Source organism: Cohnella thermotolerans DSM 17683, from assembly GCF_000429825.1.
GTDB classification, from domain to species: Bacteria; Bacillota; Bacilli; order Paenibacillales; family Paenibacillaceae; genus Cohnella; species Cohnella thermotolerans.
Map to the genome: position 1 here is coordinate 33,701 of NZ_AUCP01000036.1, position 24,056 is coordinate 57,756.

Sequence of the window (24,056 nt, forward strand, 5' to 3'; positions counted from 1 at the left end):
GGATTCGGCCTTCATTTTACCGCAAACAAATGCTATAATTCTGCTCAAATGATGCGGTTTTGCGTATAAATGCCGCATATTTTGCGCATTTGGAGGAGCGAAGATGGACATCGAATGCCGCAGCTTCGGCAGCACCCGCGATTTGTATGTGGAATATGTAAAGCGCTCTCAACCTTACACGATGCAGAGCGATCATTTTCACTCCTATTATGAAATTTACTATTTGCTGTCGGGAAGCCGCATCTACTTCGTGCAGGACCGGACTTACCGGGTGGAGCAGGGAGATCTCGTCTTCATCGGCAAAAATGTGCTGCACAAAACGCTGCAAACGAAGGAGCCGGGACACGAGAGGTTCATTGTGCATTTCGACGACGCGTTTCTCGCCTCGAGGGCCGGCCCGCGGATGGAGCTGCTGCGGGAACCGTTCGCTTGCGACAGTCCGGTCGTGCGGCTGCCGCGTTCGGAGCAGCGGACGGTCGACGGGCTCGTTCGCCGCGTCGTGAGCGAAATTCGCAGCAAGCCCCCCGGCTACGAGCTGGTGCCGCCCGCCGCCGTCACGGACTTGCTGCTCGTCGTCGCCCGCTATTTGCGCGAACACGCCCCCCTCGCCGCATCCGAAGACCGTTCGCCCAAGCATGCCAAAATATCTGAAGTCGTGCGCTATTTGAACGGACATTACGACGAGCCGCTCAAGCTCGGAGAGATCGCGGAGCGGTTCTACGTCAGCCCTTACCATCTGAGCCGCACCTTTAAGGAAGTGACCGGCTTCGCCTTCTCCGACTACGTCATTCTGACGCGGATCAAGGAAGCGCAGAGACTGCTCCGGGAGACCGATCTGTCCGTCGCCGAAGTCGCCGCCGCGTCCGGCTTCGACAACTTCTCCCATTTCGGCAAGACGTTCAAACGAATCACCCGCCTGTCCCCGAGGGAATACCGCAAGCGAGGCGGGTGACCGTTCGCCAGTTGCGATGAGGAACGGAATCCCGGCCCTGTTTTTCCTTCCGCCGTTCCCGGTCAGCCGGCCGACTTCAGCCGTCTTCTCCGCATGACCGCTTCTATTCCGATTTCTCCAGCCCTGAGTGAGGGCAGGCGGAAGCCCAGGCCTTACTTGGACGGAGCCTTCCAGGGATAGTCCCGGATCAGCTCTTCGAGTTCCCCGGACGTCGCCTCCCGCGAGCCGTATCGGGCTCTCCCGTACAGCTCGGCCAGCAGCCGGCGCGCCCGCCGAAGCCAACCGGCGGATGCGGAGTCGGCCCCGCCATCGCGCCGTCCGTACCACCGCTCCAGCTCCGCCAACGTCTCGGCGGGCGTATCCGACGCGCGAAAGCCGTATCCCGCCTCCATTCCCGACGCCACCGACTCCCGATAGAGCCGGCGCACTTTGTCGCGAGCCGGAAGCCGATCCCATTCCTGCAGCGTCAACGGCTTGCGGGCGCCGCGTCTCCACAGGCGCACCGTCGCCTGGCGAAGCGCCTTCCCGATGTCCAGAAGACTTTCCCGCTCGTCGACGTAGGCCGGCTTCTCGGGCGGACCTTGGCGGGTGAGCAGCTTGGCGAGAAGCTCCCGAAGCCGATCGGCCAGCGTTCGCAGCCAGGCCCGGTCGAACAGATAGCGCTTCGCAAGCCACCAGATCGACACAACGGCAATCGCCCCCGCGATCCCGTACAGCGCTCGCTCCATCCACTTCGCCCAAGGGGCGGGGTGATCCGGCCCCTTATCCGGGAGCGGCCAGAAGGACGGAGCGGCGGCGGCCGGAGGCGGCTCCGGGTTCGTGGGTCCCCCCTTGGGCGCATGGGCGTTCAGGAAGTCCGCCACGCTGCTCCACAAATGGAAGCCGCTCGTCGCCAGGAAGACGGCCAGAACGACCGCGATGAACCCGGTCAGATAGGCGCGGCTCGACCGCGAGACGGGACGGGTGACGATTCCGTTCTGAAGACCGGCCGTATCCAGCAGACGCGAATGTGCGGCATAGGCGCCCAGAACGAACCAGACGACGCCGGAGACGATGAACAACGGGCGGTACGGGGCCAATCCGGCCGCCCAGTGGGCCGCGATCAATGCGATGCCGTTCGTGGCGACGCCGGCGGCGCAGATCGCCGTCGGCCGCGGCGGGAGCCCGCTCCGCCAGACGGCCGCTCCGAGATAGAGCGCCGGGAGCAGCCAACGTCCGCGTGTCACGACGGCCGCCGCGGCGACGGCCAGAATGATCGCGGCATAGACGGCCAACGGCGGCAGGCGGCGCGGAACCGTCAGCGCCGCTCCGAGCAGGGCGGCTGCCAGCACGAACGCCAGCCAGCGGTAAACCGGTTCGGGCGGGACCGCCGCCGAAACCGCCAGTGTGGCCGGGAGCCAGGCGAGCCATTGGGCGAGCGCCCGCCCGACCGGCGCCTGCCTCGGCAGGGACCGGCTTCTCATGCGATCGCCTCCCGGTACAGCAGCAGCGTCTCCACCCGGTTGCCCGCCGCCCTCAGGCGGTCGACCAGCGCTCGCTGCTTCGGAGTCAGGAAGGCCGAGATGAGCAGCAGGTTCGCGTTCCGGAGGCCCGACGCGGCCATTTCCTCCAGCACGTAAGCGAGCTCGCGGCGGACATCGGCTTCGAATTCCGCCATCAGGCGAAGAAGCCGGAACAGATGCTCCCGCCCGGCACGGGGCTCGACCCGGAGCGGAACGTCCGTGCGGCTGCCGGCTTTGCCGTTGAAGATCAGCCCGGCCTTGCCTCCGTTGTTCATCAGCCCGTAAATGACGGAAGCGGCGTAGCTGACCGCTTCTTCGAACGCTTCGGGCATGACCCTCCGATTCTCCGACGGATCGAACAGCTCCGCGTTCAGGACGACGATCAGATCGTTGTCGGTCATGCTCTCCCGCTTGTTGACGAGCAGCTGCCCGGTCTTCGCCGTCGCGCTCCAGTTCACCTGCTTCAGGGAGTCGCCGCTTCGGTAAGCGCGAACGCCGGCGACGTGCTCGTGATCCTCCCGGAACGCTTCCGGCGCGCTCAGCGCGCTCTGCATGAATTTCCGCACGGAGACGGGCAGCTGCGCCGCCTCCTTGAGCCTCGGCAGCACCGCGATCTCGCATTCCGCGGTCATGCCGAGCGAGGCGGACGGCGTGCCGATCAGGTCCCCGATCGTGCACGTCAGGCTCGACAAGCGGTAGACGCCGCGGTGCGCGCAGGTCACTTCATGCTTCCGGAGCACTTTCGTATAAGGAGGAAGGCTAAACAGGCTCGCATGATTCTGAAGCAGCTGTCCCGAGCTGACGGACATCTCCGCGCTTCGGTTGTCGAACCGCAGCATGGCGGGCATGACCGTCTCCACGCGAATCCAGGGCAACGGCAGGAGCTTCGCGTTCACCAGCCGCTCGTTTAACGTGACGCGCTGCCCGGCAAACACGTACGGCTCCCCGAAGAAACGCTCGTACCGGATCCCCCGCGCCCCCCATATGCGGAACGCCAATCGCTGCAGCCCATAGACCGCGCCGAACACCGTAAGCAGCCATACGATCGCCACCCGCCTCAACTCCGTTCCGGAACGGGCTCGGCGGGAACGGGAACGGCCCGGACGATGCTTTGCAGCAATCGTTCCGGGCGTCCGCGTTCGGCTCCGAACAGGTCCTTGAGCTGAATGCGATGGGCGAACACCGGCACGACCAACGCTTTAATATCGTCCGGAAGGACGTAATCCCGCCCCCGGAGCAGCGCGCGCGCTTGCGCGGCCTTGACGAGCTGCAGGCTGCCGCGCGGACTGACACCGCTTCCAATATCGGGGTGCTCACGGGTCGCGGCCACGATCGCCAGCAAATAGCGCAGCAGATCGTCGCTGATTTTCACCTGGGGAACGAGGCTTTGCATGCGGGCGAGCTGCTCCCGGTCGAGCACCGGGCGCAAGGAAGGCAGCGGATCGCGAGCCGAGAAGCGCCTTAAAATTTCGGCCTCTTCTTCCGGCGTCGGGTAGCCCATCGGCACACGCATCATGAAGCGGTCCAGCTGCGCCTCGGGCAGCGGGAACGTCCCGTGATTCTCGATCGGATTCTGGGTCGCGATGACGAGGAAAGGAGCCGCCAGCGGATACGTGTCCCCGTCGATCGTCACCTGGCGCTCCTCCATGCATTCCAGCAGGCTGGACTGCGTGCGCGGCGTCGCCCGGTTCAGCTCGTCGGCCAGCAGAATATTGGTGAACACCGGACCTTGCCGCAGCTCGAACCGGCCCGCCTGCTGGTTGTAGAAGTTAATGCCCGATATGTCGGAGGGCAGCAGGTCGGCGGTAAACTGAATCCGCTTGAAGTCGCAGCGGAGCGTCTTCGCGAGCGACTTGGCCAGCAGCGTTTTGCCGGTGCCCGGAACGTCCTCCAAAATGAGATGGCCGGAAGCGAGCAGCGCGATCAGGAGGCATTCGACAACTTCCTGCTTGCCTACGACGGCGGAGGCGATCTGCCCGGCGATCGCGTCGGCTTGGATGCGAATATCGGAGAACGTTGTCATGAAGGCGGCCCTCCCATGGGATGATCCTGAATTACCTCCATTTTACAGGGGGAGCGGCGGGCTGACAAATAAATTGCGCCCCTTGGCCGCAACATACGGACGCAAGGGGCGTTCCAGGAGAACATATTTAGACGGCCGCATACACGGGTTCGCCGGAATCCTCCCGTTCGCTGTCCACCACGCTGGGAGAAGCGCCCGCCGGCTGCTCGGCCAGTCCGTAGGGAAGGCACATCGGCGTTCCCGTGCGGGGATCGGGAATGACGTCGGCGTCGATGCCGAACACGACCCGAAGCATTTCCGGCGTCATCACTTCGGTCGGGTTGCCTTCGTATAGAACGGTGCCCTGCTTCAAGGCCACCATATGCTGCGCGTACCGCGCCGCGTGGTTCAGGTCATGGACGACCATGACGATCGTGCTGCCCTGCTCCCGGTTCAGCTTCTCCAGCAGCATCATCACTTCGATCTGGTGCGCCATATCGAGGAACGTCGTCGGTTCGTCGAGCAGCACCATCTCCGTTCCCTGCGCCAGCGCCATCGCGATCCACGCCCGCTGCCGCTGGCCGCCGGAGAGCTGGTCGACCGGCCGGTCGCCGAAAGCCTCGATCCCGGTCGCTACGAGCGCCCACTCCACCATCCGGCGGTCTTCGGCCGTAAGGCTTCCGAAGCCCCGCTGATGGGGATAGCGGCCGAAGGAGACCAGCTCGCGCACGGTCAGGCCTTCCGGCGACGAAGGATTCTGCGGAAGAATCGCGAGCTGCTTCGCGACTTCCTTGGTCGGCTGGCGATGAATTTCCTTGCCGTCCAAATATACGCAACCGCTAAGCGGACTTAGAATTCGCGCCATGGCTTTCAGAATCGTCGACTTGCCCGATCCGTTGGAACCGACCAAAGCGGTAATTTTCCCATCCGGCACCGACAGATTCAGTTCCTCGACGATCCGCCGGCTTCCGTAGGCGAGCGACAGCCGATTCGTGCTTAAACGCGGCATGGCATTTCCCCCTTGCTCCGCAATTGAAAATGATTCTCATGACCTCATAGTATGAATGATAATCGTTCTCATTTTTATTGTCAACTCAGAAATGGCGCGGAGTTCCGGCAGAATTTGACGATTCGAGCAAGAAGAAATGAACTGTTCATGGCGAATTCGTCCCCCTTGCGACAACATGGAAAACGATCCGCCCTTCCCCGACTCCGAGCTTTTGGCGGATGGGTGCGCTCCCCTTGTCAATCTTATAATTCCGAGTATAATACTACGAATAACAACCCTTTTACGACTGGAGATGCGGAACATGACGCAAATTTATCGGCAAGTTGCCGCTCAATGGATAGATGATTATTTGGATCTGTACAACTTCGCCGTTCAAATCGGCGACGAAGCGTGGCAGGAGGAGATCGTCGGCCGCCTGCGGTCGAGAGAGACCCACATTCGGGAGCTTGCCGAGCATCTCGCGCTTCAGGAGCTCTGGAGAAAGTTCGACGCCATCAATCGCCGCATGCTCGAAATCTACGACCAGCTAAAAAGCAACCGGGATGAAGCGAACGTCCAGCGGCTGCGCGAAACGGTGTGGGAGCTGAAGCAGCAACGTGCGATCATCGCGAGCAAAATCAGAGCCCATTGCGCATGATCGCAGGCAAACGCTATCCCCGCCTCGCTTTTGTGATTTTCAAGTTATAAGTTTGCCCGTATCCCCGGGCCAGCCGGACGATCCGCCGCAGCATCGCCGGGTCGGGGAGCAGCTTGAACGGTTTCGGATCGGGCCGCGTATTGACCTCCAAAATCCAGGCCCGCAGCTTCCCGTCCACTGCGATATCCAGCCCGAGCTCGTTCATTCGGGGATGGAAGCGGCCGAATCGCCTCGCCGTCAACCGGGCCAGCCGATCGAACGTTCGCAGCAGCCGCTGCGCGCGCGTCCTCCCCGCCTTCCGGGCAAGCACACGATCAACCGGATAAATGCTGCCGCCCTGGCTCCCGTTCGTTACCGCTTTGAGCGGATGCGCCACGCGCGCCAGCTTGCCCGTCACTTCCCAGGTCCGATCGGATCTGCGTTGAATCATCACCCGAAAATCGACGGGGCGTCCCCCGAACCGAAGCCCCCGTATGCCTCTCTGAGCCAAATACGGTCCGTTCCGTTTATGGGCGTCGATCCACCGGTATACTTCCCGGTAGGTGCTCAACCGCTTTTGCCGCGTCCCCGCGTGGATGCGGTACGTCCCTTGCGCCTCTCGTTCCACCTTCATGACCCCGTTGCCGAGCGACCCCGACACCGGCTTGACGTACGCCATTCCGTAACGGTCGAGCAGCTTCTTTAACGTCCGTCCGTTCATCCGTTTCGTCTCCGGTACATGGGGGGCCAACGCCGGCGAGCCGACCAGCATTTTGGTTTTCTCCCACTTGCTCGTGATCGCGGTCCGTTCGCTCATTCGAACTCCTCCCGTCTGCCCGGCTTTCTCTCCGGGGCATCCTGCTTCTACCATATGGCGATTCCGCCGTCGCGGAAGGGCGAGCGCCCGTCCGGTCCATAGCCCGAACCATCGGAACTTAGGCACATAAAATGGATTGTTGGATATTGGCCGATCAATCGGTGGAGGACAGCGATGAGACAGACGAATTGGTTAGAGAAAAAAATCGAACGGACGCTCGAAACGTTCCCCTGGTACGGCCTGCTGCATCCGGGAGGCGCCGACGGACTTAGGAAGACGACCGCGCTCGGACAGCTTCCGCTGATGACGTCGGAGCGGCTGGAGAAGCATTACTACGGGGCTTACCGTCCTCCCGGCGACGTGCGCCGTTTGCGCGTTTACCGGACGTCCGGCACGAGCTCCGGCATTCGCAAAACGATTTATTACTCGGAGGAAGACGAACGCAGATACGCGGAGATCAAGAGCGGCATTTTCGGGCGGTTCCTGCAAGGGTCTGGCGTCCGCAACGCCTTGTCCGACATGGGCACCGGCCATGCAGCCGACACGGCCCGGGACGTGTTCCGCCGCATCGGGCTGCAGGCCGAATCGGTATCGTTCCGGCTGCCGGTCGAACGCCATCTCGAGCGGTTGGAGGCGCTGCGGCCGGGCGTGCTATACACGATGCCGTCCATCCTGGACCGTCTGCTCCAGGCCGCCGATGATCCCGCGCGGTTCCGCATCCGCAAAATCATTCTCGTCGGCGAACCCGCGCCGCCCGCATGGCAGGCGTACGTCGCCGAGCGGCTCGGCATCCGGCCGGCGGACGTGATGGATACGTACGGATCGATCGAGATCGGAACGCTTGCCTACTTCTCCCACCGGCACGGGAGATACTTGTTCGCCGAAGGCATCGAGGCGGAAGGACTGCGCGATGAGCCGCCGATTGCCGGTTCCGGCACGCTTGGAGACGGCGAGTCCGTGCTGGCGCTGACCTCGACGGAGAGGGAGATGTTCCCGGCCGTCCGGTACGTGACCTACGACGTCGTGCGGGATTTGCGCCCGATCGAGGTCGACGGCGAACGGCGAATGAGCTTTCAGGCCCTTGTCCGCAGGCTGGGACCGGAATTGAAGCACGGCGAGAAGATCAGCGTGTACGACATCGAGAATGTCGTGTTCCGCCACCTGGAGCAAGCGGTCGTGCGCATCCAGGTGGACGGCAACAAGCTTCGCGTTCACGTTCGGAGCGAAGGCGCGAATCCGGAACGATTGGCCGCGATCGAGCACGAGCTGATGGACCGGATCCCGGAGATCGGCCAGATGATCCGCAACCGGCTGCTCGACGAGCTCAAAGTCGTCCAGGCGGACAGCGACGCCCCGTTCGACGGCGAGGCGGTCAAGCATAAGAAGATTTACTACAAGTGAGGTGCCGACGATGGAACTCACGGACGGCGTGCTGAAGACGATCGGCCGAACGCCGCTCGTGCGGCTCGGCCGAATGTTCGCGCATGCGCCCTATCAGGTGTATGCCAAGCTGGAGATGATGAATCCCGGCGGAAGCGCCAAGGACCGCCCCGCGCTGCGGATGATCGAGCAAGCCGTCGAGCGGGGAGACATCGGCCCCGGAACGACCGTCGTCGAGTCGAGCTCGGGCAATCTCGCCGTCAGCCTGGCGCAAATTTGCCGGTATTTGGGGCTCGGCTTCGTCTGCGTGCTGGACGCCCGCACGACGCCCGTCCATCTGCAACTTCTGCGCAGCCTCGGCGCCCGCATCGAATGGATCGGCAAGCCCGACCCCGAGACGGGCGAATACTTGCCCGCGCGCATCCGGCGCGTCCGGCAGTTGCTCAAGGAAATTCCCGACAGCTATTGGCCCAATCAATACGCCAATCCGGACAATTACATGGCCCACTACCTGACGACGCTGCCGGAGATCGTACAGGAGCTCGGCCGGATCGATTATTTGTTCTGCGGCGTCAGTACGTGCGGGACGGTTCGCGGCTGCGCCGAACGCATCCGCAACGAGGGCATGACGACGAAGGTGGTCGCGGTGGACGCGGCGGGAAGCGTCATTTTCGGCGCCGGAGAGGGCGGGCGCGCTGTTCGGCGGCTGCCGGGCCTCGGGGCCGCGGTCGTTCCCCCATTGAACAAGCCGGAATTGGTCGACCGGGTCGTGCATGTAACCGACGCCGACTGCGTGGCGGGCTGCCGGGAGCTGCTCGCCTCGGAAGCGATTCTGGCGGGCGCCTCCTCCGGAGGGGTGCTGACGGCGATTCGCCGCATGCATGACGACATCGAACCGGACGCCGTATGCGTCGCCATCCTCGTCGATCGCGGCGACCGCTATTGGGATACCGTTTACAACGACGATTGGGCGACGAGCGTTCCGGGGTACAACGGGAAGCCGACTTCCGGCGGGGAGAGCAGGCCATGATCTACTTGAACGACAGCCATATCGGGGAAATAGGCGTGGATTGGCGGGAGCTGGCCGGCACGATCCGCCAGGTGCTGCGCCTTTACGGCACCGAGGAAGTCGCACAGCCGCTGAAGCCTTATTTGCGGTTCCGCGATCCGGCGAACCGCATCATCGCGATGCCCGCGTTCGTGGGCGGCGAGGTGGAGGCGTGCGGCATTAAGTGGATCGCCAGCTATCCCGGCAATCCCGCCCGCGGCCTGCCCCGCGCGCACAACACGATCGTGCTGAACGATCCGGCCACGGGGGAGCCGGCCGCCTGCTTCCGGAGCAACGCGTTGAACGCGCTGCGAACCGCCGCCGTCAGCGGCGTCATGCTGGACGCGTGGGCGGCCTGGCGCGGAACGCCCTCCTTCTCCGCGGGAATCGTCGGCTTCGGCCCGATCGGCCGGGCGCATTTGGAGATGCTTGACTCCCTGTTCGGAGAGCGTCTCGAGACCGTCCGGCTGTTCGATCCGCGCGGCGTCGATCTGCAGGATTTCGATGCGGACATGCGTGCGCGGACTTTCGTTTGCCGGGATTGGCGGGAAATATACGACCGTTCCGACGTGTTCATTACCTGTACGACTGCGCGGGAACGTTATATCGACCGTTCGCCCCGCCCCGGCGCGCTGCTGCTGAACGTATCGCTCCGGGATTATGTGCCGGACGCCGTCAAGGATGTGAACGCGGTCGTCGTGGACGACTGGACGGAAGTATGCCGGGAAAATACCGATATCGAGCGGCTTCACCTGCTGCACGGATGGACGAGGGAACGCGCCGTCACGCTCAAGGAGGCCGTCATCGGCGGCGGACTGGCGCGTTTCGTTCCCGGCGAGCCCGTCTTTTTCAACCCGATGGGCTTGGCGGCATTCGACATCGGCGTGGCGGCGCATTATGGGCGCAAAGCGCTGCAGACCGGCGTCGGCGTTCGCTTATAGCGGCGCCGTTCAAGGCGCGGGTTGAAGACGCAAGAACGTTCTTCCGCGGGCTACGCAAAATAAAAAGCCGCGCGTCCCCCCTCGGGAGAAACGTCCGGCTTGAGGTATCGCTAGATTTTCTTGAACAAGTTGACCATAAATAAGACGGCCGACGAGATGACGACCGGGGACGGAGGGCGTCCGTCCGGTCCGGCTACAACCAGAAAGTCGGGTAGCGGCGCTTCGGATCCAGATTGTTGAAAAGCAGCGCAATGAGGACGATGACAATGGCGCCCAGCAAAACTGGGGCGAACAGGAACGACCAGCCGCTCCCCGACGTCATAACGACGATCGGGTCGGCGCCCGCGGGCGGATGGGTCGTCTTCGTCAGCACCATCAGCCCGATGGCGAGACCGACCGCAACCGCCATGCCGACCGGTCCGGCTCCGAACCCGTGATAGACGACAAGACCGACCAAGGTCGACAGCAAGTGACCGCCTATGATGTTTCGGGGCTGGGCCAAAGGCGAGTCCCACAATCCGAAGGCGAGCACGCAGCTGGCCCCGAACGGCGCCATGATCCACTTCGCCGACGTCCAGTCCGACAGCCCGGCCAATACCGCGATCGCCGCAATGCCTCCCGCCGCCGCAATCGCCGCCGTGCGCCACGCGACCTTGAGCGGGCTTCGGCCCGTTCCTCTCATTTTCGCCCAGTAACCGATTGCTTCATCCTTTCCGGTCATCTCCTCACCTCTTTTGACTATTTACATAGTTAACTATTAATATTATATTTGCGGCGGTTTGACACGTCAACAAGGTTCATTTTGCTGATAATGTAGTTGGCCTTACAGGTGAGCCGATGCTAAAATATAAAAATAGAACTAGATGACTATGAAATGGGGTCATTCCATGGATAACGAACTGTCCCTCAAAGTCGACCCTCACCTGACATTCTCCGTTAACACGCAAATCCGGGAGCAGTTGAAGTGGCTGATCGGAATCGGGAAGATTCGCCCGGGAGATAGGCTTCCCCCCGCCAATCAATTGGCGGATCGGCTGGGCATTAACCGCAATACGGTGAATTGGGTGTACACCCAGCTTCGGGACGAAGGGCTCGTGGTCATGCAGAAAGGGCGCGGAACGCAGGTGGCCCGCAGTCAGGCGGTTGCGCAGCTGCAGGAGAAGCGCCAAGCGATGCACCGCTTGCTGACGAATACGATCGGAGAAGCCTCCGCCGCGGGCGCCGAACTCGGCGAGCTCTTCACGGCGGCTCTCGCCTATACGCTGCTGCATCAAGACACGCCTACCGGCAAGCCCCGTTTTGTATTTGTGGAGTGCAAGGAGCATGACTACCCTTTCTATCGAAGAGAAATCGAACGCGTAACGGGCGGGGAGGTCCGGACCGTATTCCTTGAGGATTTGCGGGGAGCCGGCTCGGGCGCGGCGGAGGCGCTGGCCTTCTCAACCATTGTCGTCACGACGCTGAATCACGTGGAAGAGGTGAGAGCGCTATTGACGGGGTTCGAAGCCAGAATCGTCACCATCGGCGCCGCCGTACACGCGCCCACGCTGCTGGAGATCGCAAAGCTGGCGCCGGGAACGAAGGTAAGCTTCGTCTGCCTGGGAAAAGCCGGCGGGCAATGGATGGCCAGCCGGGTGAAGGAAGCCGGAATCGCACAGATCGAAGCGGAAAGCTTCGGGCTGGACGATAAAGCGTCGCTCGCTTCAAGCCTGAAACGGTCCGACCGGATCTACGCCTCGGCCGCCGCGTACCCCGAGGTGAGCGCGCTTGCGCCGGGCAAGGTCGCGATCTACCCGATGGTTCTGGAGAAAAGCAGCGAGAGCCTGCTCGCGGAGGCGGGGACGGGGAGCGCCCGTTGATTGAGGAACAGGCTTGGCGTTCCGGAACCTCGCGGACTGTGGCGGCCACATGGGAGGCGAATTCATTTGTTCGGCGCGAATCGTTCCTGGCCGCCGTGGCGCTAACGAACAGAAAGAACGCTATTTCGCGTCCTTTCTTGTTTGACTAGATCTAACGAACCGGTGACCGCTATTGGACATGCCTGTCGTGCATATGCGCGTTTTTCCGCCATATAAGGTTGTCTGGGTTCGTTAGCGCTCGAAATCCATCCGTTTTGTTGCCGATGAGGTCTCTGGTGTTCGTTACGCCCTAACCTGCACTCTTCTATTTTGAGTTGGCAGGATTAACCTGATATATTGGATTTATACCATCAATAGAGAGAGGTGCCACTATATCAGATGAGGAATCGTAGAAGCCATGCCTTCAAAACCGCGGCGACCGCCGTCCTTGCGCTGACGATGGCGCTGCCCGGCGTCGCGGGCGCGGCGCAGGCCGACTCGACGGGCAGCGGGCTGGCCCCGATCCGGGAGACCGCCGGCAAGCTCGGCGCGCAAGTCCGTTGGGACCGCGCGAGCCGGACCGTTACCGTCACCAAAGGCACGACGACGCTCGTGCTTACGATCGGGCAAGCGACCGCCACCTTGAACGGAGCTCCCGTTCAGCTCGGCGAGCCGCTTCGGGTCGTGCGCAATCAAACGCTCATCTCCCCGGATTTGCTCGCCCAATGGCTGGCCGCGGTGTCCGAACAGCCCGAAGAGGCGGCGGATACGGCGGATCTTTTTATTCGCGCACTGAGCCAAGGGGATGCGAAGCAAGCGCTCCAGTATATGAGCCCCGAGTTCAAGAAGGTGGCAACCGAGCCGCAGCTTCAAAGCTTGTGGGCGGCTTACGGCCAAGTGTACGGCAACGTCGTCAAGCAGCTGTCCAAAACGACAAGCCGCAACGCCGTCCACGACAACGTTACCTATACCTATCAAACGGACAAAACGCAGCTCTCTTACACGGTTCGGCTGAATAAAAAAGGCGAAGTAGACGACCTGTACATCGGCACGGCCAACCCTTCGTCCTACCATGCGCCTTCCTACGACCACCCTTCCGAATATACGGAAGAAGAGGTCACGATCGGCGAAGGGCCTCTCGCCTTGCCGGGAACGTTGACCAAGCCGGCGACGGGCGGCCCGTTCCCCGTCGTCGTGCTCGTTCACGGCTCGGGAACGCACGACCGCGACTCCTCCATCTACGGGGCGAAGCCGTTCCGCGATCTCGCCGTCGGCCTCGCCGCGCAAGGAATCGCCGTGCTGCGGTACGACAAGGTCACGTACGAGCACACGTTCAAGATCGCGTCGGACCCGAAGATCACGCTCCGGCGGGAGACGGTAGACGACGCGATCGCCGCCGTGAACCTGTTAAAGACGAGAGCCGATATCGACGCGTCCCGCATTTTCGTGGCCGGTCACAGCCAGGGCGGGTTCGCGATGCCGCTGATCGTCGATGCCGACAAGGATCATGCGATCAAAGGCACCATTCTGCTGTCGGCCCCGAGCGGCAAATTTACGGACTTGCTGGTCGAGCAGCAGCAGGAACTGATCAAGCGGGTCAAGAGCCTCGGGCAGGATACTGCGCCGTACGAGCAGAGCGCCGCGCAGGTGAAGGCGGTGGCCGATATGGTGAACGATCCGCAGTATTCAGCCGACCATCTGCCAAGCAACTTCCCGGCTTCCAACGCCTATTGGTGGTACGAGCAAAGGGATTACGTTCCGGTCGAGCTCGCCAAGAAGCAATCCGGTCCGATGCTCGTGCTGCAAGGGGAGAACGACTTCCAGGTGCCGATCGACCAGTTCGAAGGGTGGAAAAGCGGGCTGCAAAACCGGTCGGACGTAGAGTTCAAGTCGTACCCGAAAGTGACGCATCTGCTCGGCGAATACGACGGCGTCTCCACCGGAGCCGAATACGTCCAGCCGAGCAACGTGGCCGAGGCCATCGTCAATGACATCGCCTCCTGGATCAAGAGAACGCCATAATTCATCCGATGGATAGCGAAAGGCCGGGGACTGCCCGGCCTTTCGTCCGTTTTGTACGTCCAGAGATTGCTCCCGCGTCACTCCGCCTCCCACCAGGCGAGTTCGGGAATCGCTTGTGCGTCTGCGGACACGGCTTCGCCGATGCGGGGCGTGGCGACCCGAACGCCGCGCATTCGGGCCGCCCGGGTCACGCGTTCGATCGGATCGGTCCAGGCGTGGAAGGCGAGTGTGAACGCGCCCCAATGCACGGGAATCATCAGCTTCCCCTGCACGTCGAGTTGGGCTTGCACCGTCTCTTCCGGCTGCATATGGATCGCGGCCCACCTGTCGTCGTACTGCCCGCACTCCATGAGCGTCAAGTCGAACGGTCCGAACTTCTCTCCGATCTCCTTGAAGTGGGGGCCATACCCGCTATCCCCGCTGAAAAAGACCCGCATCCCCGCCCCCGCGACGACCCAAGAGCACCACAGCGTCGAGTTGCGGTCGAACAGTCCGCGCCCCGAGAAGTGCCGGGCCGGCGTGCAGACCAGCTTCAAGCCGTCCAACTCCGCTTCGTCCCACCAGCGATGCTCGCTCACCTTTGCCGGATCGACTCCCCAGCGGATAAGCCGGGCTCCCACTCCCTGAGGGGCCAGGAACCGCTTCGCCTTGTCCTTCAGCTTCAAGATCGAGCCGTAATCCAGATGGTCGTAATGGTCGTGGGACAGGACGACGGCGTCGATCGGCGGCAAACGCTCGGGTTCGGCCGGCAGGACGCGGCTGTAGCGCTTGCCCCCGAACAGAGGGAACGGGGACGGCGTGTCCGAAGCCCAGTCGACGGCCGGAAGGCGGCAATCTATGATAAACTGGAAGAATAGATTCGGATTCGATAGGGAGAGTCGACAAGATGAAGCTGGCATCCTGGAACGTCAACGGCTTGAGAGCGTGCGTCAATAAAGGATTTAACGAATATGTGCTGGAATCGGGCGCGGATATTGTCTGCGTGCAAGAGACGAAGCTGCAGGAGGGGCAAATCAGCCTGGACTACGGCGATTCGTATTCGTTCTACTGGAACTATGCGGAGAAGAAGGGGTATTCGGGGACGGCCGTTTTTACGAAAATCAGACCTCTATCCGTGCGATACGGCATCGAGGACGACTATGAGCCGGAGGGGCGGATCTTGACGCTGGAATTCGAAGGCTTCTATCTCGTCAACGTCTATACCCCGAACGCCAAGCGCGATCTGTCCCGGCTCCCGTACCGGCTCGAATGGGAGGATCGGTTCCGCGGCTACTTGCAGCAGCTCGACGCCGTTAAGCCGGTCATCGCCTGCGGCGATTTGAACGTGGCGCACAAGGAGATCGACATCAAGAACTGGCGAAGCAACCGCGGCAACTCCGGCTTCACCGACGAAGAGCGGGAGAAGATGACGCGGCTGCTGGACGCCGGATTTATCGATACGTTCCGCCATTTCTACCCGGATCGGGAGGACGCCTACACGTGGTGGTCGAACATGCCGAAGGTGAGGGAGCGCAATGTCGGCTGGCGGATCGACTATTTTCTCGCTTCCGAGAGGCTCATTCCCCATCTTGTCGACGCAGGCATCGACGCCCACGTGCTGGGCAGCGATCATTGCCCGGTGACGCTGGAAGTGGCGGATTCGCTCGCTTCAAGGAAGGAGTAGATCGTGCATGTTACTTCTTTGTAATGTTGCCGGCTTCGGAAGCATGGCGCCGGCTACGCTTCATCTTTAGCGCGCTTCGGCCATAACGTGTAGCTGAAGCTGATCAGGAAATCGATGCCCAGCACGAGCGACCACAGCCTAATGACCCGGTCCAGACTTTCGGTCCGCTCTTCCACGTTTACGATAAGTATCGTTGCGTACAGCAGCGCACATCCAATGGCCCAGGCAAGCAGATGCCGGTACCAACCGCTTCGTTCTTGACGGGCGTGCTCCCGGCCAAATCCGGCCTTCTTGGCGGGCGCGGGACCGCCTGCGAACCGGTGCATGAATCGGGCGTCCGCCCATTGAATCATCGAATGCCCGAATGCGATCGACACGCCGATGTAGACGGCGGCCAAACCGTGGGCCATCGTGGCCCTCGCTCCATTCTTCAAATCGATCGCCGCCACGGCAAGAAGAACGAGATCGACGACAGGCGTGCAATAAAGCAGCAACGCGCCGATCCGCCGTTTACCGAGCGCATAGCGGCAGAACAACCCGGCCAGCACGAACACCCAGAATGCAATTTCACATCCGATAATGACCGCAACCATCGCTCCGCCCCTCTCTTTTTTAATACATTTGTATTAAAAATACGGACTTATTATAGCACGATTGTATTGAAAAACAAGCGTGCTATAATGAGTACATGCCAAAAATCGTGAATCATGAGGAACGAAAAGAAAATATTGCGGAAGCCGTATGGCGCGTGATCCGTACGGACGGGCTGGACGGCGTATCCGTTCGACGCGTGGCGGACGAAGCGGGAATGTCGCTGGGCTCGCTGCGCCATTACTTCGCTTCGCAGGACGAGCTGCTCGCGTTCTCCATGAGTCTGATCTCGAAGCGGGTAAGAGAACGGATTCGAAGCTTGCCGTTCACCGGCGAGCCGCGCCGGGATATCGAGATTGCGCTCGCAGAGCTGCTTCCGCTCGACGAGATCCGTACGCTGGAAGCCGAAGTGTGGCTCGCCTTCGCGGGGAAAGCCGCCTCCGACGCCGGCATACGCGCGATTTATCAAAACGTGCACGACGATCTCTATGCGGGACTTCGCGGCATGATCGACCTTCTCGTCTCCCGGAAGCTGGCGAAGGAAGGCATGGACGCCGAGCTTGAGACGAGAAGGCTGCACGCGCTTCTCGACGGGCTGGTCGTCCACCGCGCCGCATTCCCGGAACGAACGGGCAAAGACGAGATGCTGCGCACCGTCTCCTATCACCTCGACAGCTTGCTTGGGCACGCTCCAACTGAAAAGAACCGTCCGGGAACAAATTCGTTCCCGGACGGTTAGGACAAACAAAGAGAGTCGAACCAAGCTCTTGCAGTCGAGATGAATTCGTTTGAGTGGAGACTAACTTGCCGCGTGCCAATTCCTTTCCTAATCAAAACCTACCCTTCATTTTTCTCCTCTTTGTTAAAGAAACGTTCAAGCGTAAACTTCGTCAAATCCCCTCGAACGACCGCAGAGGAATATTCAATCGGCCGGTCATCCTCTGCAAAAGTAATCGACTCCAGCAGAAAAGCGGGCGATCCGGGTTTGACTTCAAGCAGACCGGCCGTATGCTTGCTCTGGAGAATCGGCTCGATCGACTCGATCGAACGTTGAAGGGCAATGTGATACTTCGTGCGCAGCAGCTCGAACAGCGAGCCGGTGCAGTCGTCCTCGGTCAGGCCCGGCGCAAGCTTCCACGGAATAAAAGATGTGCTGTATTGCAAAGGCTCCGAGTCGGCGTAGCGAAGCCGAACCAGCTTGACTACCGGATCTTTCAACTCGATCTTCAGCTTCTCCGCCAGCGTCATGTCGGCGGGAACAACCCCCTGCTCCAGCACCTTGGCGTGGCTTTTGACCCCGAGACCATTCATTTGCTCCTGGAAGGACTTGATGCTCGGCGTCAACGATTCCTTCAGCTTCGGCTTGGACACAAAAGTACCCTTGCCTTGCACCTTCCGGACGTACCCTTCAAGCTCCAACTGCTGCATCGCCAGCCGGATGGTTGTCCGGCTGACCTGGAACTGCTGGGTCAACTCGTTCTCCGTCGGCAACTGGTCGCCGACCCTCATGCCGCCGTTTTTGATCTTCTCCAGCAGCTTTTCCTTAATCACATAATAAAGGGCGACGCCCTGTTTGCCTTCAGTCATCATAACAACCTCCAATTAACAAGCTATGTGTTGTACACATACGGACATCGGAATAATCATTATAAGTTCATTGTAACCGCAGCGTGCTGTAGAGTAAAATACTAATCGCGATATAAACCCGTTCATCCCATGTAATTCAAAACTCATAGCAAACAAGATGAACTGAAATTTCGTCACTTATATTGACGCTCCAATAACCCAAATATATAATGATGTTGTAACAATATAACTAATTTGTTGTAACGTAATCATTAAAAATGAAAGCGCTATAGGAGGCGAAACGGGATGAAATCGGGAGTGAAATGGATAGGGGCCTGCGCGGCTGGTTTAATGCTGTTGTCCGGGTGTTCAGCCGCTCCGACAGGATCGCCGGCGGCTTCGAGCTCGGCGTCGGGAACCGCCGCAGCCGAAACGGCGGCGGGAAGCGAGCTGGATTGGAGCAAGATCAACGATCCTTCGCTTAAGGGTCAGGAAATCACGCTGCTCTGGAGCAACGACAAGAACAATCTGATGGCCGATACGTTCGCTGAGTTCACGAAGCAAACGGGCATTAAGGTGAATGCCGTATCCACGGACTATAACTCGCTTTACAACAAGATTTCGACCGCGGTCATGTCCAATTCCTCCGATATCGACGTCGTCGAGATGGACACGATCTGGGCCGGGCAATTTCTGAAGGGGAATTTTGCCGTCGACCTGACAAACGTGGTGCCGCCGGACGTACAAAAACAATTCTCTCCTTCGTCGCTCGAATCCGTTAAATACGACGGCCATCTCGTCGCGATTCCGCATTTCTCAAGCACAAAGCACTTTTATTGGAACACCGAGCTCCTGGCCAGGGCCGGGATCGACAAGCCGCCCGTTACTTGGGACCAGTTCAGAGAGGATTCCTTGAAGCTCAAAGAGCTTGGCATCTATGCCTCGGCATGGTCCTGGAAGCAAGCGGAAGGCCTTGTTTGCGACTTCGTCAGCCTGACCAGCGCCTTCGGCGGCAAATTTTTCGACGACAACGGCAAGCCCATCTTCAATCAAGGCGGAGGGGTTCAAGCCCTTCAATTCATGACGGATCTCGTCCAAAAGGACAAAACGGTAGATCCCGCCAGCTTGCAATGGACGGAGAACGATGTGCAGAACGCGTTCGCTGCGGGCAAAATCGCCATGATGAGCAACTGGGAGTATATGTACCCGGATTTGGACGATCCGACGAAGTCGAAAGTGGCCGGCAAAACGGACGTCGGTCTGATGCCGGGAGAAGGCGGCATTCTGTCGGCGGCGGTTACGGGCTCGGAGGGTTTGGCGATTCTGCAGTCCAGCAAGCATAAGGAGGCGGCTCTCGCCTTCCTGAACTTCGTCGCCAGCAAGGAGTTCCAGCTTCCGTTCTTCCAGAAGACGGGCAACTATCCTTCCTTGAACGAATTGTTCCAGGACAGCGAAGTGGTCAATTCGGACAAGAGCAACCATTTCTCCAAGATCGTCAACCAATATCAATACGGCTATAACCGTCCAAACGCACCCGGTTATGTAACGTGGTCGGATGCGCTTGCGGCCGAGATTCACGAGGCCCTGGTCGGCAACAAGACTCCTCAAGCCGCTTTGGACAGCGCCGTACAGAAAATCGAGAGCTCCCAATAAACGGTGGGGAAGCGGCCGGCGCGTCCAGCCGCTTCCCGAAGCAAGGAGGAACACGACGCCATGGCCCGAATATCCCCTTCTCCTAGGCTTGGGCTGCTCAACCGCAAGCGAAAAGACACTTTGTTCGCCATCTTGCTTTTATTGCCGACCGTCTATGTGCTTTGCAAAGTTTTTATCTACCCGATTTACCAATCGGCGGTCTGGAGCCTGTTTAAATACAATTTGACGGAACCGGGGGACGTTCGCTTCATCGGATGGGGCAACTATCTGGAGCTGCTCAAAAATCACGACTTCTGGGTCTCGATCGACCGCACCTTCTATTTTACGATTCTATCGGTCGCCGCCGAGCTGGTTCTCGGCTTCTTCAGCGCCCTGCTGCTCAACCAATCTTTCAAAGGCCGCACGTTCTTCCGGGGATCGATCATCGTCCCTTGGGCGCTTCTCACACTGGTCAACGGCTTGATGTGGAACTGGATTTATCAGCCGGGCAACGGCGCGCTGAGCCAACTGCTGCATCGAGCGCACCTGCTTGCGCCGGATCAGAATCCGGTCTGGCTCGGCAATTCGGATTCCATCATGAACTTCGTGATTTTGGCGGACGTATGGAAGACGACGCCGTTTATGACTTTGTTGCTCCTGGCGGGAATGCAGCATATTCCCGGGTCCCTCTATGAAGCCGCGGCCATGGACGGCGCGGGTTTCTGGAAGAAGCTCAAGCACGTGACGATCCCGCAGTTGATGCCGTCCGTCATCGTAGCGGTTGTGCTCCGACTGATCAACGCGATCCGGGTATACGACATTCTCACCGTCTTTACGGGAGACCCGACGACATCCGTCAGCTATTTGACGTTCAACAACGCGTTCCGTTACTTCTACTTGGGAAGATCGTCCGCCATGGCCTGGCTGACGACGTTGTTTATTATCCTGCTGATCGTCGTTTACATGATTTTGTTGAGACGCAACTCGGACACCGATTGAGAGGAGGGGCATCATGTCAAACACGACTTTGCGAAGGGGAATCGGGAGACGCTTGTTCAGAGCGAAACCGACGGAATTGATCCCGCCGTTTTATTTGTGGATCGGACTTGCGCTGCTGTGCGTGTTCACTCTGGCTCCGTTCGCCAATCTTGTGCTGTCGTCCTTGATGGAGAAGCAGGAACTGCTGAGCGGGCACCTGTTTCCGAAGAAGTTCACTCTGATCAATTACCGGCAGCTGTTCGGCGGGCCGGGAGCATTGGACTTCGTCTCCGCCATTCGCAACAGCGTTGTCGTCGCCGCGGTTACGACGGCATTCACGATTTTGATCGGCGTCTTCGCTTCCTATGCGCTGGCCCGGATCAAGTTCCGCTTCCGCTCCACCGCTCTCTTCGCCATTTTGGCGATGCAGCTGCTGCCGACGATCAGCATCGTCGTTCCCCTTTACATGATGATGCGCGACGGCGTAACGGTCGGCATTCCGTTCACCGACATCGTTTGGTTTCGAACGCCGCCTTTGCTCAATACGGTTTGGGCGCTGATCGTGTCTTATATCACCTTCTCTTTGCCATTCGCCGTCTGGATGATGACGGGCTATTTCAAAAACGTTCCGAAGGAGATGGAGGAAGCGGCGTTTGTGGACGGAAGCGGGCGTTTTCGTACGATGTTCACGATTGTTTTTCCGCTGGCCATGCCGGGAATCGCGGCAACCTCGATTTTTACGTTCCTGACGGCCTGGGACGAATTCATGTTCGCCAGCTCCTTTACCCAGACGTACGCCTCCAAAACGCTGCCGATCGCCGTAAGCGAATTTGTGGGCAAACACAGTCTGGACTGGGGCCTGATGACGGCGGCCGGTTTTATCGCCTCGCTGCCTCCGGTATTGATCTCGCTGTTTCTGTACCGTTATATTGTAGGCGGCTTGACGGCAGGCGGGGTTAAGGGATAAAGGGGAGATTTGGCGAATAGACAAGTCTTCTCTTGCATCAATTTGTAGTAACGTTATAATGAATTTGAACAGATGAGCGAACTTGGGAGGTGCTTGCGGTGTGAGAACCTATGACGCGCTGGTTTGCGGGACGATCTTCACGGATGTGATCTTTGCCTCCATTCCCCGAATGCCTATGCCGGGAGAGGAGGTGTACAGCGGGGCGTTCGAATTCACCTGCGGAGGAAGCGCCTATATTACGTCCGTGGCGATGTCCCGTCTCGGAATGGACGTTTGCGTCTTGTCCCCTCTCGGCAACGATGATTTGAGCGAGCTTACCGAATGGCGCCTCAAAAGAGAAGGCATCTCCACCGACCGAATCTATCGTCTCGACCGTCCGTTGCGAAACGTCACCGCGGCGTTCAATCATGGAGGCGATCGAGCGTTCCTGACCTATGAGGACAAGCTGGATTTCCCGCGTTACCAAGATCACCTCATGCAAATGGTACGGCAATCGGCATCGCGCTTCATACTCGTTAACCCAAAACCGGAATACGTGCCCTTGATCGAAGCGGCTCGGAGCCAAGGGATGCGCGTCGTGTACGATCTGGGCTGGGACGATTCGTGGCTGACCGATCCGAGGCTGAAGGACATTCTCCGGTTAGGTCATTTGTACACGCCCAACCTGAAAGAGGCGCTCGCGATCACCGGAACGGAGACGGCGGAACAAGCGCTGGAGGCGCTTGGAGAGCTGTTGGACACCGTCGTCATCAAACTGGGGCCGGAAGGAGCCGTATACTCCGACGGGGGAACGCCCAAAAGAGTGAAGGGGTATCCGGTCGATCATCCGATCGATACGACGGGCGCCGGAGACAATTTCCTTGCGGGTTTGCTGACGGGTCTGTCCAGGGGCTGGCCGTTAGAAGAGGCGGTACGGCTTGGCAATTACTGCGGATCCTGCTCCGTCCGAGGGCTGGGCGGTACGGCCGCTTCTCCGACCTGGAACGAGGTCGTCTCCCTGGAAGAATTCAAACCCAAGAACTGATACAGGAGGAATCATACGATGAAACTTACGGTACTAGGCGGCGCTGGCATGAGAACGGCATTATTGGTAAACGGTCTGATCCGGCATTCCAAGGAGTTGGAATTTCGCGAAGTCGCTTTGTTCGACAACGATGAAGAAAGGCTGTCCGTCATGGGCAAGCTTTCCAAATATATAGCGGAGAAAAACAACGCCCCGTTCAAAGTGACTTTCACGACGGACATTCGGGAGGCGGTCAGAGGAACCGACTTTATCTTCTCCGCCGTGCGTGTGGGGCAGGAAGAGAGCCGCGTCAACGACGAGAGGGTTGCCCTGAAATATGGCGTCCTCGGTCAGGAAACCACCGGCCCCGGGGGCTTCGCCATGGCGCTCCGGACCATTCCGGTCATGATCGAATACTCGCGAATCATTGCCGAAGAGGCTCCGAACGCCTGGCTGCTGAATTTTAGCAACCCTTCCGGTCTTCTCGCTCAAGCCCTCAACACGTACGGTTCCGCGAAGACGATCGGCATCTGCGACGCCCACGCCGGCATCAAGAACGCCTTGAGCAAATTTCTGCGCGTGCACGCCAACCGTTTGCAGGTCGATTATTTCGGCTTGAACCACCTTGGCTGGGTGCCGAAGGTGCTTCTTGACGGTCAGGACCAAATGCCCTACCTGCTCGAAAACTTCGAACGTTTGCAGAAATCCTCGCATATTTTCAGCTTCTTCGATCCGGAGTTGATCCGCAATATCGGCATGCTGCCCAACGAGTACTTATACTACTTCTACTATTACGACCAAGCGGTCAAAAACATTTTAGAAGTCGGAGAGACGCGCGGCGAACAGATCGTCAAGCTTAATCGTCCCCTTCTGCAGCGCATCACCCCGCTTGTCAAGGAAGGAAAGCTTGCCGAAGCTTGGAAGGATTATAACGATACTTTGGAAAAGCGTTCGAGCACCTATATGTCCCGCGAAACGTCCGGCCATGTTCACAATATTCACGAGCATGAGGAGCCGGCTCCGCTGGAGTTCGAAGAGGAAGGCTACGAAGGACTGGCGATCAATATTATCAAGAGCATCCATTTGAACAAGCCGCAAGTTCTGATTCTGAACGTGCCGAACAACGGCACTATCGGCGGGTTGAGCGATGACGACGTGGTTGAAGTTCCTTGTCTGGTCAACGGCAACGGTTATTCACCGCTGACCGTCGGGGAAATTCCGGGAGCATCCAAGGCCTTGATTCACCCTATCAAAGCCTACGAGCGGTTCACCGTGGAAGCTGCCGTCAAAGGCGACTATCAAGCCGCGCTCAATGCGCTGACGGTTCACCCGATGGTGCCTTCCTTTACGGTCGCCAAACAGATCCTGGATGAATATTTGGTCGTTCATCAACCTTACCTCCCTCAGTTTCAATAATCATGGCTTTGCAAGCAAAGGCACCGCTGGTTCTGCTGGGCATAAGGGCTTTCCGTTGAAGACATACGAATAAAAGCGGTCCAGGGACTAATCGTTCCCTGACCGCTTTTATT

Annotated in this window: 22 protein-coding genes and 1 pseudogene; 14 read left to right on the plus strand and 9 right to left on the minus strand. The window is 59.6% G+C overall.

Going from position 1 to position 24,056, the window contains the following annotated elements:
• The first annotated feature begins 103 nt into the window (after positions 1-103).
• Positions 104-952 carry an AraC family transcriptional regulator gene (locus tag G485_RS0106445; RefSeq protein WP_027091882.1) on the plus strand — a complete coding sequence of 283 codons (849 nt, stop codon included), beginning with the start codon at positions 104-106 and terminating at the stop codon, positions 950-952.
• A gap of 152 nt (positions 953-1,104) precedes the next feature.
• Here G485_RS0106445 and G485_RS0106450 read toward each other — a convergent pair whose 3' ends face one another.
• From G485_RS0106450 to G485_RS0106465, 4 genes are all read right to left on the minus strand, one after another.
• Positions 1,105-2,415 carry a DUF4129 domain-containing protein gene (locus tag G485_RS0106450; protein ID WP_027091883.1) on the minus strand — a complete coding sequence of 437 codons (1,311 nt, stop codon included), beginning with the start codon at positions 2,413-2,415 and terminating at the stop codon, positions 1,105-1,107.
• Complete coding sequence (locus tag G485_RS0106455; RefSeq protein WP_027091884.1) at positions 2,412-3,506, minus strand: DUF58 domain-containing protein; 1,095 nt, start codon at positions 3,504-3,506, stop codon at positions 2,412-2,414. Before G485_RS0106455 ends, G485_RS0106450 begins: the two co-directional genes overlap by 4 nt.
• 5 nt (positions 3,507-3,511) lie before the next feature.
• Positions 3,512-4,477 (minus strand): AAA family ATPase, encoded by a 966-nt coding sequence (locus G485_RS0106460; protein ID WP_027091885.1) that lies wholly within the window; start codon positions 4,475-4,477, stop codon positions 3,512-3,514.
• A 127-nt stretch (positions 4,478-4,604) separates the two neighbouring features.
• The gene (locus G485_RS0106465; protein ID WP_027091886.1) at positions 4,605-5,465 is read right to left on the minus strand and encodes an ABC transporter ATP-binding protein; all 861 of its coding nucleotides are present in this window, start codon (positions 5,463-5,465) and stop codon (positions 4,605-4,607) included.
• Between the two features lie 301 nt (positions 5,466-5,766).
• Here G485_RS0106465 and G485_RS0106470 point away from each other — a divergent pair, with 301 nt between their 5' ends.
• Positions 5,767-6,102, plus strand: a complete 336-nt coding sequence (locus G485_RS0106470; RefSeq protein ID WP_027091887.1) for a hypothetical protein — start codon at positions 5,767-5,769, stop codon at positions 6,100-6,102.
• 13 nt (positions 6,103-6,115) lie between these two features.
• On the opposite strand, the gene G485_RS0106475 is transcribed toward G485_RS0106470, so the two are convergent.
• The gene (locus tag G485_RS0106475; RefSeq protein WP_027091888.1) at positions 6,116-6,898 is read right to left on the minus strand and encodes a YheC/YheD family protein; all 783 of its coding nucleotides are present in this window, start codon (positions 6,896-6,898) and stop codon (positions 6,116-6,118) included.
• Positions 6,899-7,072: 174 nt separating this feature from the next.
• On the opposite strand from G485_RS0106475, the gene G485_RS0106480 reads away from it, so the two are divergent.
• From G485_RS0106480 to G485_RS0106490, 3 genes are read left to right on the plus strand one after another with little or no spacing between them, the layout of a single operon-like run.
• On the plus strand, positions 7,073-8,299 hold the full coding sequence (locus G485_RS0106480) for a phenylacetate--CoA ligase family protein (protein ID WP_027091889.1): 1,227 nt from the start codon (positions 7,073-7,075) through the stop codon (positions 8,297-8,299).
• 10 nt (positions 8,300-8,309) lie between these two features.
• Positions 8,310-9,308, plus strand: coding sequence for a 2,3-diaminopropionate biosynthesis protein SbnA (sbnA, locus tag G485_RS25380; protein WP_035155059.1), 999 nt, complete (start codon positions 8,310-8,312; stop codon positions 9,306-9,308).
• On the plus strand, positions 9,305-10,267 hold the full coding sequence (locus tag G485_RS0106490; RefSeq protein WP_027091890.1) for an ornithine cyclodeaminase: 963 nt from the start codon (positions 9,305-9,307) through the stop codon (positions 10,265-10,267). The genes sbnA and G485_RS0106490 overlap by 4 nt, the downstream gene beginning before the upstream one ends.
• Positions 10,268-10,460: 193 nt before the next feature.
• Here the strand turns inward: G485_RS0106490 and G485_RS0106495 are convergent, their stop codons facing one another.
• Positions 10,461-10,988 carry an HPP family protein gene (locus G485_RS0106495; RefSeq protein ID WP_027091891.1) on the minus strand — a complete coding sequence of 176 codons (528 nt, stop codon included), beginning with the start codon at positions 10,986-10,988 and terminating at the stop codon, positions 10,461-10,463.
• Positions 10,989-11,154: 166 nt separating this feature from the next.
• Between G485_RS0106495 and G485_RS0106500 the strand changes: the two genes are divergently transcribed.
• Together G485_RS0106500 and G485_RS0106505 are read left to right on the plus strand one after the other, a co-directional pair.
• Positions 11,155-12,126 (plus strand): GntR family transcriptional regulator, encoded by a 972-nt coding sequence (locus G485_RS0106500; RefSeq protein WP_027091892.1) that lies wholly within the window; start codon positions 11,155-11,157, stop codon positions 12,124-12,126.
• Between the two features lie 378 nt (positions 12,127-12,504).
• Positions 12,505-14,127 carry an alpha/beta fold hydrolase gene (locus G485_RS0106505; protein WP_035155061.1) on the plus strand — a complete coding sequence of 541 codons (1,623 nt, stop codon included), beginning with the start codon at positions 12,505-12,507 and terminating at the stop codon, positions 14,125-14,127.
• 77 nt (positions 14,128-14,204) lie between these two features.
• Here the strand turns inward: G485_RS0106505 and G485_RS25385 are convergent.
• Positions 14,205-14,930, minus strand: a pseudogene (locus G485_RS25385) (MBL fold metallo-hydrolase); the annotation flags it as partial.
• A gap of 83 nt (positions 14,931-15,013) precedes the next feature.
• Between G485_RS25385 and G485_RS0106515 the strand changes: the two are divergent.
• A complete protein-coding gene (locus G485_RS0106515) occupies positions 15,014-15,790 on the plus strand; it encodes an exodeoxyribonuclease III (protein WP_027091894.1) in 777 nt (258 codons plus the stop codon).
• 53 nt (positions 15,791-15,843) lie between these two features.
• Here the strand turns inward: G485_RS0106515 and G485_RS0106520 are convergent, their stop codons facing one another.
• Positions 15,844-16,383 (minus strand): hypothetical protein, encoded by a 540-nt coding sequence (locus G485_RS0106520; protein WP_027091895.1) that lies wholly within the window; start codon positions 16,381-16,383, stop codon positions 15,844-15,846.
• Between the two features lie 95 nt (positions 16,384-16,478).
• On the opposite strand from G485_RS0106520, the gene G485_RS25390 reads away from it, so the two are divergent.
• Complete coding sequence (locus G485_RS25390) at positions 16,479-17,120, plus strand: TetR/AcrR family transcriptional regulator (protein ID WP_051318072.1); 642 nt, start codon at positions 16,479-16,481, stop codon at positions 17,118-17,120.
• 98 nt (positions 17,121-17,218) lie between these two features.
• On the opposite strand, the gene G485_RS0106530 is transcribed toward G485_RS25390, so the two are convergent.
• The gene (locus G485_RS0106530) at positions 17,219-17,968 is read right to left on the minus strand and encodes a GntR family transcriptional regulator (protein ID WP_027091896.1); all 750 of its coding nucleotides are present in this window, start codon (positions 17,966-17,968) and stop codon (positions 17,219-17,221) included.
• A gap of 285 nt (positions 17,969-18,253) precedes the next feature.
• Between G485_RS0106530 and G485_RS0106535 the strand changes: the two genes are divergently transcribed.
• From G485_RS0106535 to G485_RS25395, 5 genes are all read left to right on the plus strand, one after another.
• Positions 18,254-19,600 (plus strand): extracellular solute-binding protein, encoded by a 1,347-nt coding sequence (locus G485_RS0106535; RefSeq protein WP_084423156.1) that lies wholly within the window; start codon positions 18,254-18,256, stop codon positions 19,598-19,600.
• Positions 19,601-19,660: 60 nt separating this feature from the next.
• The gene (locus tag G485_RS0106540) at positions 19,661-20,578 is read left to right on the plus strand and encodes a carbohydrate ABC transporter permease (protein ID WP_027091898.1); all 918 of its coding nucleotides are present in this window, start codon (positions 19,661-19,663) and stop codon (positions 20,576-20,578) included.
• Between the two features lie 13 nt (positions 20,579-20,591).
• A complete protein-coding gene (locus tag G485_RS0106545) occupies positions 20,592-21,524 on the plus strand; it encodes a carbohydrate ABC transporter permease (RefSeq protein WP_084423157.1) in 933 nt (310 codons plus the stop codon).
• 100 nt (positions 21,525-21,624) lie between these two features.
• Positions 21,625-22,548 carry a carbohydrate kinase family protein gene (locus G485_RS0106550; protein WP_027091900.1) on the plus strand — a complete coding sequence of 308 codons (924 nt, stop codon included), beginning with the start codon at positions 21,625-21,627 and terminating at the stop codon, positions 22,546-22,548.
• A gap of 18 nt (positions 22,549-22,566) precedes the next feature.
• Positions 22,567-23,943 (plus strand): family 4 glycosyl hydrolase, encoded by a 1,377-nt coding sequence (locus G485_RS25395; RefSeq protein WP_084423158.1) that lies wholly within the window; start codon positions 22,567-22,569, stop codon positions 23,941-23,943.
• Positions 23,944-24,056: the final 113 nt, after the last annotated feature.

Excerpts from the sequence above, each read along its gene's own strand:
- sbnA (WP_035155059.1), top strand. The coding sequence starts at position 8,310 with ATGGAACTCACGGACGGCGTGCTGAAGACGATCGGCCGAACGCCGCTC.
- G485_RS0106460 (WP_027091885.1), bottom strand. The coding sequence starts at position 4,477 with ATGACAACGTTCTCCGATATTCGCATCCAAGCCGACGCGATCGCCGGG.
- G485_RS0106505 (WP_035155061.1), top strand. The coding sequence starts at position 12,505 with ATGAGGAATCGTAGAAGCCATGCCTTCAAAACCGCGGCGACCGCCGTC.
- G485_RS0106535 (WP_084423156.1), top strand. The coding sequence starts at position 18,254 with ATGAAATCGGGAGTGAAATGGATAGGGGCCTGCGCGGCTGGTTTAATG.
- G485_RS0106515 (WP_027091894.1), top strand. The coding sequence starts at position 15,014 with ATGAAGCTGGCATCCTGGAACGTCAACGGCTTGAGAGCGTGCGTCAAT.
- G485_RS0106480 (WP_027091889.1), top strand. The coding sequence starts at position 7,073 with ATGAGACAGACGAATTGGTTAGAGAAAAAAATCGAACGGACGCTCGAA.
- G485_RS25395 (WP_084423158.1), top strand. The coding sequence starts at position 22,567 with ATGAAACTTACGGTACTAGGCGGCGCTGGCATGAGAACGGCATTATTG.
- G485_RS25390 (WP_051318072.1), top strand. The coding sequence starts at position 16,479 with ATGCCAAAAATCGTGAATCATGAGGAACGAAAAGAAAATATTGCGGAA.
- G485_RS0106465 (WP_027091886.1), bottom strand. The coding sequence starts at position 5,465 with ATGCCGCGTTTAAGCACGAATCGGCTGTCGCTCGCCTACGGAAGCCGG.
- G485_RS0106540 (WP_027091898.1), top strand. The coding sequence starts at position 19,661 with ATGGCCCGAATATCCCCTTCTCCTAGGCTTGGGCTGCTCAACCGCAAG.
- G485_RS0106475 (WP_027091888.1), bottom strand. The coding sequence starts at position 6,898 with ATGAGCGAACGGACCGCGATCACGAGCAAGTGGGAGAAAACCAAAATG.
- G485_RS0106470 (WP_027091887.1), top strand. The coding sequence starts at position 5,767 with ATGACGCAAATTTATCGGCAAGTTGCCGCTCAATGGATAGATGATTAT.
- G485_RS0106500 (WP_027091892.1), top strand. The coding sequence starts at position 11,155 with ATGGATAACGAACTGTCCCTCAAAGTCGACCCTCACCTGACATTCTCC.
- G485_RS0106545 (WP_084423157.1), top strand. The coding sequence starts at position 20,592 with ATGTCAAACACGACTTTGCGAAGGGGAATCGGGAGACGCTTGTTCAGA.
- G485_RS0106445 (WP_027091882.1), top strand. The coding sequence starts at position 104 with ATGGACATCGAATGCCGCAGCTTCGGCAGCACCCGCGATTTGTATGTG.
- G485_RS0106495 (WP_027091891.1), bottom strand. The coding sequence starts at position 10,988 with ATGACCGGAAAGGATGAAGCAATCGGTTACTGGGCGAAAATGAGAGGA.
- G485_RS0106530 (WP_027091896.1), bottom strand. The coding sequence starts at position 17,968 with ATGACTGAAGGCAAACAGGGCGTCGCCCTTTATTATGTGATTAAGGAA.
- G485_RS0106450 (WP_027091883.1), bottom strand. The coding sequence starts at position 2,415 with ATGAGAAGCCGGTCCCTGCCGAGGCAGGCGCCGGTCGGGCGGGCGCTC.
- G485_RS0106490 (WP_027091890.1), top strand. The coding sequence starts at position 9,305 with ATGATCTACTTGAACGACAGCCATATCGGGGAAATAGGCGTGGATTGG.
- G485_RS0106520 (WP_027091895.1), bottom strand. The coding sequence starts at position 16,383 with ATGGTTGCGGTCATTATCGGATGTGAAATTGCATTCTGGGTGTTCGTG.